General features: G+C 74.4%; 19 protein-coding genes. 11 read left to right on the forward strand and 8 right to left on the reverse strand.

What is annotated here, in order from left to right:
* Positions 1 to 43: 43 nt before the first annotated feature.
* Complete coding sequence (locus HUT16_RS08325) at positions 44 to 1,765, forward strand: urease subunit alpha (RefSeq protein ID WP_176186934.1); 1,722 nt, start codon at positions 44 to 46, stop codon at positions 1,763 to 1,765.
* Between the two features lie 47 nt (positions 1,766 to 1,812).
* Positions 1,813 to 2,859, forward strand: a complete 1,047-nt coding sequence (locus tag HUT16_RS08330; RefSeq protein WP_176186936.1) for an agmatine/peptidylarginine deiminase — start codon at positions 1,813 to 1,815, stop codon at positions 2,857 to 2,859.
* Between the two features lie 524 nt (positions 2,860 to 3,383).
* On the opposite strand, the gene HUT16_RS08335 is transcribed toward HUT16_RS08330, so the two are convergent.
* Positions 3,384 to 3,662 carry a hypothetical protein gene (locus tag HUT16_RS08335; protein WP_176186938.1) on the reverse strand — a complete coding sequence of 93 codons (279 nt, stop codon included), beginning with the start codon at positions 3,660 to 3,662 and terminating at the stop codon, positions 3,384 to 3,386.
* On the reverse strand, positions 3,659 to 4,042 hold the full coding sequence (locus tag HUT16_RS08340) for a hypothetical protein (RefSeq protein ID WP_176186940.1): 384 nt from the start codon (positions 4,040 to 4,042) through the stop codon (positions 3,659 to 3,661). The genes HUT16_RS08335 and HUT16_RS08340 overlap by 4 nt, the downstream gene beginning before the upstream one ends.
* Positions 4,043 to 4,191: 149 nt before the next feature.
* Here HUT16_RS08340 and HUT16_RS08345 point away from each other — a divergent pair, with 149 nt between their 5' ends.
* Together HUT16_RS08345 and cyaB are read left to right on the forward strand one after the other, a co-directional pair.
* On the forward strand, positions 4,192 to 5,043 hold the full coding sequence (locus HUT16_RS08345) for a helix-turn-helix transcriptional regulator (protein ID WP_254897711.1): 852 nt from the start codon (positions 4,192 to 4,194) through the stop codon (positions 5,041 to 5,043).
* 11 nt (positions 5,044 to 5,054) lie between these two features.
* Positions 5,055 to 5,618, forward strand: coding sequence for a class IV adenylate cyclase (gene cyaB, locus HUT16_RS08350; RefSeq protein ID WP_176186942.1), 564 nt, complete (start codon positions 5,055 to 5,057; stop codon positions 5,616 to 5,618).
* 51 nt (positions 5,619 to 5,669) lie between these two features.
* Here the strand turns inward: cyaB and HUT16_RS08355 are convergent, their stop codons facing one another.
* Together HUT16_RS08355 and HUT16_RS08360 are read right to left on the reverse strand one after the other, a co-directional pair.
* Complete coding sequence (locus HUT16_RS08355) at positions 5,670 to 6,014, reverse strand: hypothetical protein (protein WP_176186944.1); 345 nt, start codon at positions 6,012 to 6,014, stop codon at positions 5,670 to 5,672.
* A gap of 229 nt (positions 6,015 to 6,243) precedes the next feature.
* Entirely contained in the window at positions 6,244 to 6,480 is a 237-nt protein-coding gene (locus HUT16_RS08360) for a hypothetical protein (RefSeq protein WP_176186946.1), read from the reverse strand.
* A gap of 104 nt (positions 6,481 to 6,584) precedes the next feature.
* Here HUT16_RS08360 and HUT16_RS08365 point away from each other — a divergent pair, with 104 nt between their 5' ends.
* The 3 genes from HUT16_RS08365 to HUT16_RS08375 are packed head-to-tail and all read left to right on the forward strand — an operon-like array spanning position 6,585 to position 8,269.
* Entirely contained in the window at positions 6,585 to 7,343 is a 759-nt protein-coding gene (locus HUT16_RS08365) for a GntR family transcriptional regulator (RefSeq protein ID WP_176186947.1), read from the forward strand.
* A gap of 59 nt (positions 7,344 to 7,402) precedes the next feature.
* The gene (locus tag HUT16_RS08370; protein ID WP_176186949.1) at positions 7,403 to 7,606 is read left to right on the forward strand and encodes a hypothetical protein; all 204 of its coding nucleotides are present in this window, start codon (positions 7,403 to 7,405) and stop codon (positions 7,604 to 7,606) included.
* A 60-nt stretch (positions 7,607 to 7,666) separates the two neighbouring features.
* Positions 7,667 to 8,269, forward strand: a complete 603-nt coding sequence (locus tag HUT16_RS08375; RefSeq protein WP_176186951.1) for a TetR/AcrR family transcriptional regulator — start codon at positions 7,667 to 7,669, stop codon at positions 8,267 to 8,269.
* A 45-nt stretch (positions 8,270 to 8,314) separates the two neighbouring features.
* On the opposite strand, the gene HUT16_RS08380 is transcribed toward HUT16_RS08375, so the two are convergent.
* A complete protein-coding gene (locus tag HUT16_RS08380) occupies positions 8,315 to 9,151 on the reverse strand; it encodes a protein phosphatase 2C domain-containing protein (RefSeq protein WP_254897712.1) in 837 nt (278 codons plus the stop codon).
* A gap of 1,067 nt (positions 9,152 to 10,218) precedes the next feature.
* On the opposite strand from HUT16_RS08380, the gene HUT16_RS08385 reads away from it, so the two are divergent.
* From HUT16_RS08385 to HUT16_RS08395, 3 genes are all read left to right on the forward strand, one after another.
* Entirely contained in the window at positions 10,219 to 10,725 is a 507-nt protein-coding gene (locus HUT16_RS08385; RefSeq protein ID WP_217712042.1) for a hypothetical protein, read from the forward strand.
* Positions 10,726 to 10,837: 112 nt separating this feature from the next.
* Positions 10,838 to 11,569: a DUF3105 domain-containing protein gene (locus HUT16_RS08390; RefSeq protein WP_176186955.1), complete on the forward strand. Its 732-nt coding sequence runs from the start codon at positions 10,838 to 10,840 to the stop codon at positions 11,567 to 11,569.
* A gap of 140 nt (positions 11,570 to 11,709) precedes the next feature.
* Positions 11,710 to 12,315 (forward strand): DUF305 domain-containing protein, encoded by a 606-nt coding sequence (locus HUT16_RS08395; RefSeq protein WP_254898265.1) that lies wholly within the window; start codon positions 11,710 to 11,712, stop codon positions 12,313 to 12,315.
* 115 nt (positions 12,316 to 12,430) lie between these two features.
* On the opposite strand, the gene HUT16_RS08400 is transcribed toward HUT16_RS08395, so the two are convergent.
* A complete protein-coding gene (locus tag HUT16_RS08400; RefSeq protein ID WP_176186958.1) occupies positions 12,431 to 12,625 on the reverse strand; it encodes a hypothetical protein in 195 nt (64 codons plus the stop codon).
* Positions 12,625 to 13,857 carry an MFS transporter gene (locus HUT16_RS08405; RefSeq protein ID WP_176186960.1) on the reverse strand — a complete coding sequence of 411 codons (1,233 nt, stop codon included), beginning with the start codon at positions 13,855 to 13,857 and terminating at the stop codon, positions 12,625 to 12,627. Before HUT16_RS08405 ends, HUT16_RS08400 begins: the two co-directional genes overlap by 1 nt.
* A 213-nt stretch (positions 13,858 to 14,070) precedes the next feature.
* On the opposite strand from HUT16_RS08405, the gene HUT16_RS08410 reads away from it, so the two are divergent.
* Complete coding sequence (locus HUT16_RS08410; RefSeq protein WP_176186962.1) at positions 14,071 to 14,577, forward strand: MarR family winged helix-turn-helix transcriptional regulator; 507 nt, start codon at positions 14,071 to 14,073, stop codon at positions 14,575 to 14,577.
* Between the two features lie 38 nt (positions 14,578 to 14,615).
* On the opposite strand, the gene HUT16_RS08415 is transcribed toward HUT16_RS08410, so the two are convergent.
* Positions 14,616 to 15,101 (reverse strand): methylated-DNA--[protein]-cysteine S-methyltransferase, encoded by a 486-nt coding sequence (locus HUT16_RS08415; RefSeq protein ID WP_176192564.1) that lies wholly within the window; start codon positions 15,099 to 15,101, stop codon positions 14,616 to 14,618.
* Positions 15,102 to 15,156 lie beyond the last annotated feature (55 nt).

Consider the following 15,156-nt stretch of genomic DNA (forward strand, 5'->3'; position numbering starts at 1 on the left):
CCCCGACCGCCCCGGCCCCCTCGACCGCCCGGAAGGACCCCGCATGAGCGCCATCACCCCGCACGACTACATCTCGGTGCACGGCCCGCGCGCGGGCGACCGGGTCCGGCTCGGCGACTCCGGGCTGATCGTCCGGGTCGAGTCCGACTCGCAGGCCCCGGGCGACGAGTTCCTGGCCGGCTTCGGCAAGACCGCCCGGGACGGCCTGCACCTGAAGCCCGCCGCCGTCCGGGAGACCTGCGACGTGGTGGTCTCCAACGTGCTGGTGATCGACGCGGTGCAGGGCGTCCGGAAGACCTCGATCGGCATCCGGGCGGGCCGGATCGCGGCGATCGGCCGAGCCGGCAACCCGGACACCCTGGACGGGGTGGAGGTGGTGGTCGGCACCGGCACCACCATCGTCTCCGGCGAGGGCCTGATCGCCACCGCGGGCGCCGTCGACACCCACGTGCACCTGCTCTCCCCGCGGATCATGGAGGCCTCGCTCGCCTCCGGGGTGACCACGATCATCGGCCAGGAGTTCGGCCCGGTCTGGGGCGTCGGCGTCAACTCCCCGTGGGCGCTGCGGCACGCCTTCAACGCCTTCGACGCCTGGCCGGTCAACATCGGCTTCCTGGGCCGCGGTTCGTCCTCCGACCCGGCCCCGCTGGTGGAGGCGCTGGCCGAGGGCGGCGCCTCCGGCTTCAAGGTGCACGAGGACATGGGCGCGCACACCCGGGCGCTGGACACCGCGCTGCGGGTCGCCGAGGAGTACGACGTCCAGGTCGCCCTGCACACCGACGGGCTGAACGAGTGCCTGTCGGTGGAGGACACCCTCGCGGTGCTGGAGGGCCGCACCATCCACGCCTTCCACATCGAGGGCTGCGGCGGCGGCCACGTGCCGAACGTGCTGAAGATGGCGGGCGTGGAGAACGTCATCGGCTCCTCCACCAACCCCACCCTCCCGTTCGGCCGGGACGCGCTGGGCGAGCACTACGACATGATCGTCTCCGCCCACGACCTCAAGCCCGACCTGCCCGGCGACGCCGCGATGGCCCGGGACCGGATCCGGGCCGGGACGATGGGCGCCGAGGACGTGCTGCACGACCTGGGCGTCATCGGCATCACCTCCTCCGACGCCCAGGGCATGGGCCGGGCCGGCGAGACGGTGCGCCGCACCTTCGCGATGGCCGGGAAGATGAAGGCCGAGCTCGGCCCGCTGGACGGCACCGGCTCGTACGGAACGGCCGAGGGCGGCGACGACAACGAGCGGGTGCTGCGCTACGTCGCCAAGCTGACCATCAACCCGGCGATCGCGCACGGCCTCTCGCACGAGATCGGCTCGCTGGAGGTCGGCAAGCTGGCCGACATCGTGCTGTGGCGCCCCGACCACTTCGGCGCCAAGCCGCAGCTGGTCCTCAAGGCCGGCTTCCCCGCGTACGGCGTGGTCGGCGACCCGAACGCCTCCACCGACCGCTGCGAACCGCTCGTCCTGGGCCCGCAGTTCGGCGCGCACGGCGCCACCGCCGCGGACCTCTCGGTGGCGTTCGTCGCCCAGGCCGCCGCCGACTCCGCCTACCTGGACGTCGCGGCCGACCAACTCCCCACCCGCAGGCGGCGGGTGGGCGTGCGCGGCACCCGCGGCATCGGCCCGCGCTCGATGCTGCGCAACGGCCGGATCGGGCGGGTCGACGTCTCCGCGACCGGCCTGGTCTCGCTGGACGGCGAGCCGCTGCGCTCGGCGCCCGCCGACTCGGTCTCGCTCAGCCGCCTCTACTTCCTCTGACCGCACCCACCGCAGAACTCCCTTCCCCCGCTTAGGACTCCCCCCTCATGAGCAGCTCCCCCACCCCCGCCGCGCTCGGCTTCCGGATGCCCGCCGAGTGGCACCCGCACGAGCGCACCTGGATGGCCTTCCCCACCGCCAACCCGACCTTCGACGGCGCCGAGCAGCTGGACGCCGCCCGCCGCGCCTGGGCGGAGGTCGCCAACACGGTCGTCCGCTACGAGCCGGTCACCCTGGTGGTCAACACCGGCGAGGGCGAGGCCGCCCGCCGCTACCTCGCCCCCGAGGTGGAGATCGTCGAACGGCCGCTGAACGACGCCTGGATGCGCGACATCGGCCCGTCCTTCCTGATCGGCGAGGACGGCGAACTCGCCGCCGCCGACTGGGTGTTCAACGGCTGGGGCGCGCAGTCCTGGGCCCGCTGGGACAAGGACCAGGACATCGCCGAGCACGTCGCCGGGCTGACCGGCGTGCGGCGCTTCGCCTCCCGGCTGGTCAACGAGGGCGGCGGCATCCACGTCGACGGCGAGGGCACCGTCCTGGTCACCGACACCGTGCAGCTCGGCGAGGGCCGCAACGCCGACTGGACCCGCGAGCAGGTCGAGGCGGAGCTCCACGCCCACCTGGGCACCAGCAAGGCGATCTGGCTGCCGCGCGGACTGACCCGCGACTACGACGAGTTCGGCACCCGCGGCCACATCGACATCGTCGCCGCCTTCGTCCGCCCGGGCACCGTGGTGGTCCACTCCCAGCCCGACCCGGCCCACCCGGACCACGCCGTCTGCCAGGAGCTCGCCGACCTGCTGCGCGCCGCCACCGACGCCCGCGGCCGCACCCTCGAAGTGATCGAACTCCCGGCCCCCACCGTGCTGTTCGACGAGGACGGCGAACCGGTCGACTACTCCTACATCAACCACTACGTGGCCAACGGCACCGTCGTGCTGTGCGCCTTCGACGACCCGCGCGACGAGCAGGCCAAGGCGATCCTGGAGAAGGCCTACCCCGGCCGCACCGTCGAACTGGTCGACGCCCGCGAGATCTTCGCCAACGGCGGCGGCATCCACTGCATCACCCAGCAGCAGCCGCGCGCCTAATGTTTCGGCAGGTCAAGCGCTCCGACCTGCCGAAATGACATTTCGGACCTTGCAGCTCCTGGCGGAAGGCGGCGGGATCTGGAGGTAGGTTTCCGAGATCGCCTCCCAGCCTCTCCCAATCGATCAAGAATCCGCATCGAGGTCGGGTTGTCGTGCACTTGGGGGCGCCCGGTGCAACCCGACCTCGACAGCCCGCGGGAGGGGGTCCCGTCTCCCCTCCCGTCTCCACCCTCCGCCGGAGCCCGAGCCCCCTCGCCGAGTGCCTACCTCGTCGTCGCCGACGCGCCAGGGGTGCCGCTGTGGCAGTTGTTCCGCGACGGGGGCGAGTAGCCACGCCAGCCCGTAGTGCCGGTTGAGCCCGGCGGCATCGCGCTCAGCGACCCCACGGCTGATGTACCACTGCGGCTCACCCATCGACTGCACCCAGGTGCCGTCCGGCCGGCGGATGCCCCACAGTGGCGCGCCGTCCGGACCGCGCCGCAGTTCCTCGATCCGGTGGACGGCCCGCACCGTCTGGCGGGCGGTCACGTCGGCTGCCCGGTGCAGGTGGCGGTGTGGAACTCCGCCCACAGGTCCCGGCGGTCGTCGATGCCGGACGAGCTGTGGCCGCCGAACCGAGTAGCGGCGCGTGCCAGGTGCTGCACGATCTCGCCCTCGACCAGCCGGTCTGCGCCGGCCAGGTCGACCCGGATGCGGGAGCACCCGCAGTCGAGCTGCTCCACCGGCACTTCCCCGTCCAGCAACGCGGCAACGACGGCGGCCTGCTCGAAGACCTCCCGCGCGACCGGGTCCACGCCGTTCATCCGGCACACGCGAGACGAACCTCGCGACTGCGCCCGTCCATCACGAACGCCAACCGCTGCGGCCCCCGTGCAAGGTGCCCCGCCAACAACCCGGGGTCGTGCAGCAACACCCGGTACGCCTCGGCCTGGTCCCACCCCAGCGGCAACGTCCGGAGCACGGCCCACAGAGCCTGTCCGGCTTCCTTCACCGTCGGGTAGGTGCGTTCGCCCATGACGCCCGGGATCTGCACGATGCAGGCGCCCGTCTCGGGTTCGAGAGCGGGGTCGGTGCCGGAGACGCACCGCGCGCACTGGCCGCACGGCCGGTGCGGAACATCGGCGGCATCGCCGACCGGCCACTCGATGCGGGGCCTGCGGCCCTGCCTGGTCTTCTCGGCCATGATGATCCCCTGTCGCATGCGGACGAAGGCGGCACCGAGCGCCATGTCTGGCCGCCGATCTGCCGCATCATCAGAATCGGCTGAATGCCCACGCAGGGCGATATCACGCCGGTGATCTCACCGTGAGATAGCTCTGCCGGAGGTTGACCGTGAGCAGTCCGCCCGCCCTGATGCCCCTGTCGCTGCCCGATGCGGCCTGGCGGCACTCGGACGTCCGCCATGCTCTGATCGACCGGCAGATGGGCGCCCTGCTGCGCTGGGTGCAGCACCACACCGGCGCCAGCCGGGGACGCATCGCCATGGCCATCGGCATGACGCAGTCCCGTGTCAACGAGATCATGAACGGGCGCAGAGAGGTCCACAGGCTCGACGTGTTCGAGCGGATCGCGGAGGGCCTGACCATGCCGGACAGCGCCCGCCAGGTGCTCGGCCTCGCCGCCCGTCAGCGGGCGAGCGCGGTGGCGTTCGACCTCGCCGCATGGCCGGAGATCGTCCGCGTCTACAGCGCCCAGGACGCCGCGGCTGCCGAGATCCAGCACGCCGCCCGGGCCACCGGCGAGATCGACGTCCTGGCCGTCCGCGGACTCGGCCTCCTCGGCCTCTCCAACAGCCTCCTGCGCCCCCACCTCGACCGCGACGGCGACGCCCCGCCGCGCCTGCGCGTGCTGCTGCTCGACCCGGACAGTCCGGCCGCCCGGCAGCGGGCCGTCGAGATCGGCGAATCAACCGAATCCCTGTCCAGCGGCATCCGCACCGCGGAGGCCCGGCTGCGCGAACTGGCGGACGCCGGTGGCGGGGTGGAGGTGTACCGGTACCGGACGCTGCCGGTCTGGCGGGTCATCAGGCTCGGCCCGGTGCTGTACGTCGGCGCGTTCGACGTCGGCCGGGAGGGGCACGAGTCCGCGACGTACAAGCTGGTCCGTACCCCCGGAGGCCCCTTGTGGGCGGGGTTCCGCAGGCTGTTTGATGCCCTGGTCGAGGACAGCACCCGCATCATCTGACGGAGGACCAGGTGGCCATCGAAGCCGAGCTGAAAGCGATCGTGCGCGACCCCGAGAGCGTGCTCGCCGCACTGGAGAAGACCGGCGGACCTGATCGGGTCGACGTCTACCAGGACACCTACTACGACGAGCCGGCGGGCGGCCTGATGGACGCCGATCGGGAGCTGCGCATCCGGACGGTGCACGGACCGGACTCCACCCGCACCGTGCTCACCTACAAGGGCGCCCGCGTGGATGCGGATTCCGGGTCGAAGCCGGAGTTCGAGACGAAGGTGGCCGACCCGGCCGCCGCTCACGAGATCTTCCGCGGTCTCGGGTACGTGCCTCGGATCGCCTTCGAGAAGCGGTGCCGGAACTACGACCTCACCGCCGATGGGCGCCAGGTGCTCGCCACGCTGGTCCGGGTGCCTGAGATCGACGGCACCTGGCTGGAGGTCGAGACGTCCGCCGCGGACGCGGCCGAACTGCCGGCCGCACTCGTCGTGGTGCGTGCCGTGCTGCACGGGCTCGGCATCGCCGACAGCGACCTCACCACCGAGCTGTACACCGACGCGGTCGCAGCCGCTCGCCCGTAACCCGGACGCACAAAACCGCCCCGCCTCCCGAAGGAGACGGGGCTGTGGTGTTCAGGGCCTGGTGACCAGGAAGGTTCGCCGGGCGATGCCAACTTCGACCAGTGCTGTCTCGCCCACCTCCGTCCAGCCCCTCCAATACGCGGCGCTACCGGGGTTTTCGCCAAGGCACTGGCAGTCGCAGTCGTCATGCTCTGCATCGCGGCAGCGGGTGTCGCACTTGCCGGTCGTCCGAAAGTCAATCGTCACCTTCACCGACCCGTAGCGTTCGGCCAACGCCTCGACAATGTCACGCATGTGGTTGCGGGCGATTGCCCAGCACTTGTCGGCCCGGTCCCAGCCTGGTCGAACCAGATCTCCCAGAACGCGGTGAATGAAGGCCAGGTTGTCCTTCAGCAACAGCCGCGCGCCTGACGCCCCCGCCCCGGCGGGTTCGCGCCGGGTACGGGCCCGACAGTGCACGTACTGTCGCGGCCGGTGGGAACACTGCTCCCCGGTCGGCGGTTTCCGGCCGGGGAGGCCGTTTTCCGGCCGACTTTCCGCGCCGCCGGCCGCGGGCGCGGCGCACCCCCCGGCCCTTCCCGGCGGCGTCGGCGCGGGCGGCGCCCGCTCCGCCGGCGGTCGGGGATCACCCGTCCTCGTCGATCTGGGCCCAGACGTCCGTGCGCCCGTCGGCGGTGACCGAGCCCCAGCGGTCGGCGGTGCGCAGGGCCTTGAGCAGTTCGCCCCAGCTCGGAGCGTCCTCGGGCGGGGCGGGGACGCTGATCCTGGTGCTGCTGACGGTGAGCCGCACGTCCGCCCGCGCACCCGTCGCCCGTTCGATCGCCGCCCACAGGTCGGCCGCACGCGTACTGATCTGCACCACTCCCCCAGGGGTACACGTAGACTAGGCATCTACACATAGAGTAGTGGCGCGAGGGATACTGTGTCACCAGTCGATTGGACCCGCACACCTTCGGAGGACGATCCATGACCACCAGCGGGCCCTCCGCCTACCTGCAGGTGGCCGAGCAGATCCGGGACCGGATCGCCGCGGGCGAGTACCCGCCCGGCAGCCGACTCCCGTCCCTGGCCGACCTCCAGGAGCAGTACGGCTTCTCCCACGGCGTCGGACAGTCCGCGTACCGGCTGCTGGAGCAGGAGGGGGTCGTGCTCGCCCAGCAGGGGCGCGGCTACTTCGTCCGCGAGCAGGAGGCGCACCGCACCCTGGTGCGGCGGCGGCCCGCGGACGGGGCGCCCGGGCCGGACAACGCCTTCCTCGCCGAACAGGGCGTCACCACCGGGCTGCGCAGCCAGTCCACCACCGAGGCCGCCACGGCCGACGTCGCCGAGCGCCTCGGCGTCGAGGCCGGCACCCCGCTGATGCACACCACGTACGTCTACCTGGTCGACGGCGAACCCGGGTACCTCGCCGACTCCTGGGAGCCGATGGCCGTCACCGGCCGGCACCTGATCGTGCTGCCCGAGGCCGGCCCGTACATCGGCCTCGGCGTCGCCGCGCGGATGGCCGTCATCGGCATCGAGGTCGGCGAGCCCGTCGAACTCGTCACCGCCCGCGGCCTCACCCGCGCCGAGGCCCAGACCCTCGCGCTGCTCCCCGGGGCGCCCGCCCTGGCCATCCGCCGCACCCACTACGACCAGGCCACCGGCCGCCCCGTCGAGACCGCCGACCTCGTGCTGCCCGGCGAGCGCTGGTCCACCCAGTACGGCCGCCGCCCCGGCGCCTGACCTCCCGCCACCGCTCCCCGGCCGGGCGAACCCCGCCGGGGAGCGGTGTGATGGGGGGCATGACCCCCGAACCCGTTCCCGAACCCGCCACCGAGCCTGTCGCCGGGCGCGACACCCTGGACGGCCTGGCCGCCGAACTGCTCCGCCTCGCCCCCGGCCTCGACCCCGGCCCGGCCACCGCCCTGCTCCGCCGCGCCTACCGCGCCGGGCGCGCCGACGGCCGCCGGGAGACCGTCGAGAGCCGCGAACACGGCGGCTGGTGACCCCCCTCCCACCCCGTGCGGGAGACTGGACCCGAACAGTCGACGCACCGAGGAGTACGGATGGCGCAGCCCCGCACCCGTCGGCCGGCGCGCCCCCGCGAAGAGGTCTACGCCGCCGCCCGCACCGCGATCGCCGAACACGGCCTGGCCCGGCTCACCATGGCCGGCCTCGGCGAGCAGCTCGGCATGAGCGCCGGCCACCTCCTCTACTACTTCGGCAGCAAGGACCAGCTCCTGCTGGAGACCCTCCGCTGGAGCGAGGCCCAGCTCGGCGAGCGGCGCGGCCGCGAACTCGCCCGCCGCGAGGCACCCGTCCTCGAACGGCTCGCCCGCTACCTGGAGCTGTACCTGCCGGAGGGGCCCGGCGACCCGCGCTGGATCCTGTGGATCGAGGTGTGGAGCCGCTCCCCCGGCACCGCGGACCTCCGCCAGGGCCAGCACGAGATCGAGGCCCCCTGGCAGGACGACCTGACCGCCCTCCTCGACGAGGGCCGCGAAACCGCCGTCCTCCCCCCGGCCACCCCCACCGCCGCCCGCGCCACCCAGCTGCGCGCCCTCCTCGACGGCCTCGCCGTCCCCCTCGCCATCGGCCTGCCCGGCACCACCCGCGAAAGCGCCCTCGCCCACGCGACCTCCGCCGCGCACGCCCTGCTGGGCCTGTGAGAACGGCGGGGCTCCCGCTGTTCCCCGGGCCCGGCTCCTGGGTGCTCAGTCCGTCCAGACCGCCACCGCGGTGCGGTCGTCCGCGTAGCCCTTGGCGCGGACCTGGATCTGGCGGAGGAAGTCGACGGTGCCGGGCGGGTGCGGGTGGGCCCAGTGGCTGGAGAGGAAGTGGGCGACCGCGGGCTCCTCGGCGATCGGGGTGGCCAGGCCCGGGGTGCAGAGCAGCAGGATGTCGCCGGAGGTGGCCGGGACGAGGCGGAAGCGGAACGGCCGGGGCGCGGGCATCGACGCCGGGGGCAGCGGGGGCTGCCCGTCGGGGTGGTGGAGCAGCCGGGCCGCGTAGGCGTCGATCCAGTGGCCCGAGCGCAGCAGGTAGAGGCCGCCGGGGCCGGTGCCGAACGCGGCGCGGTGGGTCGCGGCCGGGTCGGCGGACATCAGCAGGCAGTGCAGCGAGGCGGTCTCCTCGGGCGGCAGGTCGGACGGCGCGTCGCCGTCCTGCGCGGCCTCCTGCGCCGCCTCCTCCGCGGCGCTGCGCAGCTGGGCCGCCGAACGCAGGGCGATCCGCTGGAGGCCGTAGCGCAGACGGTCGCGGGCCCCGGCCCGCAGGTCGGCAGCGAGTTCGGCCCGGCTGCGGCCGATCGCGGCGGCCAGCTGCCGAGCGGACTCGGCGGCCGCGGCCGACCCCCACTGGGCGTTGGCCCGGCGGGCGGGCGCGGCCAGCACGGTCAGGACGAGCGCCTCCTCGCCCTCGCCGAACCGGACGGTGAGCAGGGCGTCGGTGCGGGGCTCGCCCCGGTAGCGGGCCGAGTCGCCGCGGATGGACACCGCCCGCAGCGTGGTGCCCCCGAACTGGGCGCCGTCGATGGCGGTGTCGGGCACCACGGCGGCCAGCCCGGCCGGGTCGGCGGCGGCCAGTGCGGTGGGCTCGGGCGCGTACGTCGGGGGCCGCTCCCCACGTGCGGCACGGCGGGCTCCTGCGGACGCCCCCGCCAGGGCGCGGCCCGCTCGGGCTGCGGGCGGTCCACCACCGTCTGCGCGGGCGCGGGCTCGGGCTCGGGCTCCGACGCCGGTTCCGGTTCGGCCACCGGAAGGCCCGCCACCGTCTGCGCGGGCGCGGGCGCGGGCTCGGGCTCCGACGCCGGTTCCGGTTCGGCCACCGGAAGGCCCGCCACCGTCTGCGCGGGCGCGGGCGCGGGCTCGGGTTCCGACGCCGGTTCCGGTTCAGCGGCCGGAAGGTCCGTCAGCGTCGGCGTTGGCTCCCCGACCGGCCCCGCAGTCGGTTCTTCGGCCGGTTCTTCGACCGCTTCCGCCGCCGGTTCTTTCGAGAGGTTCGGCTGGAGGTCGGGCCAGGCCGCCTCGGCCCAGCTGCGCGGCGAGGGCTCGATCGGCGGCTCCTCCCCGACCGGCGCGTCCTCCTCCCTCACGGGCGCCGGGGCCGGAACCTGCGCGGGGGCGTCCTGCGGGGGTCGGCGCTGCGGGGCGATGAGTCCGGCGGCGGTGGTGAACCAGTCGTCGACGGTCCCGGCACCGGTGTCGGCGGCGGGGGTGTCGGGCAGGGTGTCGGCCGGGCCCGTGTAGACGGTGTGCCACCAGGCGTCGTCGGGACGGGGCTGCCTGGGTGCGCCCTGCTCGTTCAACTGACCGCTCCTGATCCGTGAGGGGGCCGGACGTCAGGTCATTCTTCCGAAGGACGAGGACGGTGTCCGGGATTCGGAACATCGCGCGGACGTCCGGGAAGGGTTCCGGCCACAGGTGGTGCACCGGCGGACGGGCCCGGTCCGGACGAGCCCGAACAGGGTCTTCGGGGGCAGGGGTGAAGGGCGTTCGGCCGGAAAATGAGAGACCAGGAGGGGCACCGCTTCACCCGATCGGCTGATTAATATGTGCGCATGGCCGCGCCAGGATCTCGTACCCGCCCCGGGGGGCCCGCATTCGCGGTGCTCCGTCCGGTGGCGGTGCTGTGGTCCCTGCTGCTGGCCGCGCTGCTCGCGATGCTGCCGTGCACGGCGAGCGCCCGGACGCTGAGTTCCCCGGCTTCCGCCCCCGGCCAGGAGTCGCACGGCGCGTCCGCGCGTCCGGGCCAGGCCCCCGCCGGGCCGTCCGCACGGACGACCGGCGGGACCACCGCAGCAACCACCGCCGGTACGGCCGTAGCACGCACGGCCGCGGGGACGGCGCCCCTGTCGCACCACCTGCCGTCGGCCGCGGGCGTCCCGGGCGCGGACGTCATCCTGTGCGCCGCGGAGGTCCCGGACCCGGGGCCCGGCCACGGCTGCTCCAGCCACCCCTTCTGCGGCCCCGAGTCGCACCTGCCGAACGCGCCCCCGCAGCCCGGCACGGCCGTCCGACCGCAGTTGGTCGCCCCGCCGGTGACGCCCGCCGCCTCGGCCTGCGCTGTCCCGACGGGGTCGCACCACGCGCCCGACCTGCACGTCCTGCAGGTTCACCGGTCCTGAGCGGAACCCACCGCCGACCTGCGCCCCGCCCGGCGGGGAGGTCGTCGGCTCCGCTGCCCCCACCACACCGCAGACCGCCGTGCTCGTCGCGGCGGGGACAAGGAAGACACCCATGGGTTCCGCCTCGAAGCAGTCCAACCCCACCGGCAAGCAGCCCAAGCCGGGCAGCAAGTCCGCCCAGCAGGCCGACCGCCGGGCCCGGATCGCCGAGCTGCGCGCCGTCGAGCAGCGCCGCGAGCGCCGCAACAAGATCCTCACCATCGGCATCTCGTCCGCCCTGGTGCTCGCCATGATCGGCGGCGGCACCTGGCTGGCGCTGGACGCCAAGGACAAGAGCGACAAGAAGGCGGCGGCGGCCAAGGCCTCGGCCGACGCGGCGCAGAAGGCCAAGGACGACGCCGCGAAGGCCGACATCCCGGGCCTGCAGACCTTCGGCAAGCTCAGCCAGAACCACGTCCAGACCGACGTGAAGTACCCGCAGACCCCGCCGGTCGGCGGCGACCACAACCCGGTCTGGCAGACCTGCATGGGCAACGTCTACGACAAGCCGGTCAAGAACGAGAACGCGGTCCACTCGCTGGAGCACGGCGCGGTCTGGGTCACCTACAACGGCAAGGCCACCCCCGAGGACATCAAGACCCTCAGCGACAAGGTCAAGGCCACCCCGTACAGCCTGATGAGCCCGTACCCGGACGAGCAGGGCACCATCACGCTGACCGCGTGGAGCAACCAGCTGGTGGTGGACTCCGCCAGCGACCCGCGGGTGGAGACCTTCTTCGCCAAGTTCGTGCAGGGCCCGCAGACGCTGGAGCAGGGCGCCAGCTGCAGCTCGGGGCAGATGTGACCGCGGCCCCCGCCGGCGACGGGCCGGAGCAGGAGTCCGCGGAACAGGAGTCCGCGGAGCACGAGGACGGGTACGGGCCGGAGCAGCCGGCCGCCCGGCGCGGTCGGCGGGCGTTCTGGTGGCCCGCCGCGCTGGCGGCCGTGGTCGCGCTCGGGCTCGGCGTCCCGGCGCTGGTCTCGGGCGGCACGCCCGCGTCCGGCAGTTCGGCGGCCGCCTCGGCGGCCCCGGCCGCTCCGGCCACCGACTCGGCGGACGCCGGGTTCGCCCGCGACATGGCCACGCACCACCAGCAGGCCATCGACATGTCGTTCATCGTCCGGGACCGCACCCAGGACGAGGCGGTGCGCGGCTTCGCGTTCGACATCATCAACACGCAGGCCAACCAGCGCGGCATGCTGATGGGCTTCCTCGACCAGTGGGGCCTGTCGCAGAGCACCACCGCCAAGCCGATGGCCTGGATGGGGCACACCTACGAGGCGCACGACGGCTCGCTGATGCCCGGCATGGCGACCAACACCGAGCTGGACAAGCTCCGTTCGCTCAGCGGGCGGGACGCCGAGGTGTTCTTCCTACAGCTGATGATCAAGCACCACCGGGCGGGCGCCGAGATGGCCCAGGCGTACGTGGACGCGGGGACGAACGCCCCGGAGAAGCGGCTCGCCCAGGGCATGGTCGACGCGCAGCACGCCGAGATCCAGCTGATGACCGACATGCTCGCCGAGCGCGGCGCCCAGCCCGTTCCCTGAGCCGCCGGGCACCCGCCCGCCCGCACGTCGCGCCGGAGGGCGCCGCCCCGGAGCACCCGGGACGGCGCCCTCCGGCGGTGTCGGGCCCGCTCACCCTCGGCGCTACCGGGCCCGCTCAGTCCCGGCAGAGCCGGACGGCCAGCACGGCGACCGCCGCGAGCAGCAGCGGGACGATCCGGCCGCCCGCCGCCGCCCCGGCCCGGTGGACGGCCAGCACCGGCAGCGCGGTGCCGAGCGCGGTGCCCAGGCTGCGCACCATGTTGACCAGCCCGCCGCCGACGGCCGAGCTCGGCGCGGGGATCGCCCGCATCACCAGGGCGTTGTTGGCGGGCAGCAGCAGTCCGAGGCCGTAGCCGGTGAGCAGCAGCGGCGCGGCGGTCGTCCAGGGGCCGGGGGCGGGCAGCGCGGCGAGGGCGAGCAGTCCGGCGGCGGCGGTGAGCGCGCCGCAGCGGCAGCGGGCGGCGTCGCTCCAGCGGCGGGCAGCAGGGCGCCGCCGACGGTGGCGGCGAGGGCGAACGCGGCGGGCAGGGCGGTGATCGCGGCGCCCGCGGCGGTGGCGGCGGTGCCGCGTCCGGCGAGGACGGCGGGTTCCAGCACGAGCGGGCAGAACAGCAGCAGGTAGCCGATCAGCGCGACCAGCAGCCCGGCCCGGATGCCGGGGGTGTTGACCAGGCCGGGCGGGACGAGCGGGCGGTCGGCGCGGCGTTCCTGCCGGACCAGGGCGAGCGTGCCCGCGGCGGCGGCGGCGAGCAGCGCGACGACCGCCCGACCGGGCAGCGGCAGGCCGGAGGCGGCGGACAGGGCGAGCAGCAGCGCGGTGGAGGACACGGCCAGCAGCAGCAGTCCGGCCAGGTCGAACCGTCCCTCGGGCCGCGCCGTCCGGGCCGGGCGGCGGCCGTCGGGGAAGGTGCGCGGCAGCAGGAACCAGCCCGCCAGCATCCCGAGCACGCCGATCGGCACGTTGACCCAGAACGCCCAGCGCCAGGAGGCGTGGGCGACCAGCAGGCCGCCGAGGGTCGGGCCGAGCGCCAGGCCGAGCGCCTGGGCGGCGGCCTGCACGCCGAGCGCGGGGCGCATCGCCCGCCCGGGGACGCCGCGGGCGACCAGGGCGACGCTGTTGGCCTGCATCATGGCGCCGCCGACGGCCTGCACCGCCCGGCAGGCGACCAGCACGCCCAGGTTCCCGGCCAGTCCGGCGCCGAGCGAGGCGGCCGCGAAGACCGCGAACCCGCCCAGGTACACGGTCTTGCGGCCGACCAGGTCGGACAGCCGCCCGACCGGGGCGAGCAGCGCGACCAGCACCAGCAGGTACGCCAGCGAGACCCATTCGACGGCGGCGAAGGAGGCGCCGAAGCGGGCTTCCAGGGCGGGGAAGACCAGCGCGGTGACGCTGGCGGTGAGCTGGCCGAGGAACGCGCCCAGGCAGACGGTGCCGACGGCCAGCCAGTGCGCGTGCGGCCAGCGGGCGACGGCGCGGGGGCGGGGGCGTTCGGCGAGTTGCAGGGTGTCGAGCAGCCGGGAGGCGGCCACGGGTTCAGCCATGCGCCGAACATATCTGCTTCCGACATACTCGCTCAAGGAGTGGTTCCGGCCCCGAACAATCTCTCCCGAGCGATCTTCCCGGGCGATCCCGGGCGAGCGGCTCCGGCGGCCGCCCGGCGCCGCCGCTCCCCCGGTCGGACAGCCGTGCGTTTCGGCCGGTCGACGGGTGGACTCCCGGCGGTCCGCCGGTTGCCGGACGCTACGCTGTCCGGCATGTCTTCGCAGCCCCAGCCCGTTCCGAACCCGCCAGGTGCCGAGGGCGCGGGCACCGACGCACTCGCCGGGGCGCAGCAGCTCACCGACGTGATCACCCGGCTGCGCCGGGCGCTGCGGAGCTCGATCCGCTCCGAGTTCCCCTGGGAGGCGCTGCCGATGGCCCAGGTCGAACTGCTCCAGACCCTCGCCGCCTCCCCGCTGCGGGTGGGCGAACTGGCGGCCCGTCAGCGGCTGGCCCCCAACACCGTCAGCGGCCTGATCTCCAAGCTGCTGGACGCCGGACTGGTCGACCGCCAGCCCGACCCGGGCGACCGCCGCACCGCCCGGATCGCCCTCACCGAGGCCGGCCACCAGCAGCTGCGCGACTGGCAGAGCGCCCACGAGCGCCGCCTCGCCGCCGCCCTGGCCGGTCTGTCCCCCGTCGACCGCGAGGCGGTCATGCGCGCCCTGCCCGGCCTCGACCTGCTCGCCCGCTCCCTGGCGGGCACCGACCCGACGCGCTGAGGCCCGACGCGCCGAGGCCCGCCGGGGCCCTTCCCGGGTCAGAACAGCCGGTCGCCGCTCTCGTGCGCGAGCAGCCAGCGCTTGGCGTCGATGCCGGCGGCGAAGCCGGTGAGGCTGCCGTTGGCGCCCAGCACCCGGTGGCAGGGGCGGACGATCAGCAGCGGGTTGGCGCCGACCGCGCCGCCGACCGCGCGCACCGCCTGGGGCGACTGACCTGCGGCATCGGCGAGTTGGCCGTAGGTGAGGGTGGTGCCGTACGGGATGTCGTCGAGGGCGTCCCAGATCTGCTGCCGGAAGGGCGTGCCGAGGGGGGCGAGCGGCAGGTCGAAGGCGGTGCGCTCGCCGGCGAAGTACGCGGTGAGCTGCTCGACGGCGGGGGCGAGCGCGTCGGCGTCGGGCCGCCAGTGGGCGGCGGGTTCGGCGAGCGCGCCCTTCTGGCCGGGGGCGGTGACGGCGCTCAGCGCGAAGGCGCCGTCGGCGTCGAGGGTGCCGCTGAGCAGCAGGGTGCCGAGCGGGCTGTCCATGGTGGTGAACACGGTGGTGGGCGCGGTGGTCGGTGCGGTGGTCGGTGCGGTGCTG

The sequence above is a fragment of the Kitasatospora sp. NA04385 genome, from assembly GCF_013364235.1.
In the GTDB taxonomy this organism is placed as follows: Bacteria; Actinomycetota; Actinomycetes; order Streptomycetales; family Streptomycetaceae; genus Kitasatospora.

Bases quoted from the DNA above. Each gene is read 5' to 3' on its own strand.
- HUT16_RS08325 (WP_176186934.1), top strand. From the start codon at position 44: ATGAGCGCCATCACCCCGCACGACTACATCTCGGTGCACGGCCCGCGC.
- HUT16_RS08330 (WP_176186936.1), top strand. From the start codon at position 1,813: ATGAGCAGCTCCCCCACCCCCGCCGCGCTCGGCTTCCGGATGCCCGCC.
- HUT16_RS08335 (WP_176186938.1), bottom strand. From the start codon at position 3,662: ATGAACGGCGTGGACCCGGTCGCGCGGGAGGTCTTCGAGCAGGCCGCC.
- HUT16_RS08340 (WP_176186940.1), bottom strand. From the start codon at position 4,042: ATGGCCGAGAAGACCAGGCAGGGCCGCAGGCCCCGCATCGAGTGGCCG.
- HUT16_RS08365 (WP_176186947.1), top strand. From the start codon at position 6,585: ATGACCACCAGCGGGCCCTCCGCCTACCTGCAGGTGGCCGAGCAGATC.
- HUT16_RS08370 (WP_176186949.1), top strand. From the start codon at position 7,403: ATGACCCCCGAACCCGTTCCCGAACCCGCCACCGAGCCTGTCGCCGGG.
- HUT16_RS08375 (WP_176186951.1), top strand. From the start codon at position 7,667: ATGGCGCAGCCCCGCACCCGTCGGCCGGCGCGCCCCCGCGAAGAGGTC.
- HUT16_RS08390 (WP_176186955.1), top strand. From the start codon at position 10,838: ATGGGTTCCGCCTCGAAGCAGTCCAACCCCACCGGCAAGCAGCCCAAG.
- HUT16_RS08400 (WP_176186958.1), bottom strand. From the start codon at position 12,625: ATGCGGGCGATCCCCGCGCCGAGCTCGGCCGTCGGCGGCGGGCTGGTC.
- HUT16_RS08405 (WP_176186960.1), bottom strand. From the start codon at position 13,857: ATGGCTGAACCCGTGGCCGCCTCCCGGCTGCTCGACACCCTGCAACTC.
- HUT16_RS08410 (WP_176186962.1), top strand. From the start codon at position 14,071: ATGTCTTCGCAGCCCCAGCCCGTTCCGAACCCGCCAGGTGCCGAGGGC.
- HUT16_RS08415 (WP_176192564.1), bottom strand. From the start codon at position 15,101: ATGGACAGCCCGCTCGGCACCCTGCTGCTCAGCGGCACCCTCGACGCC.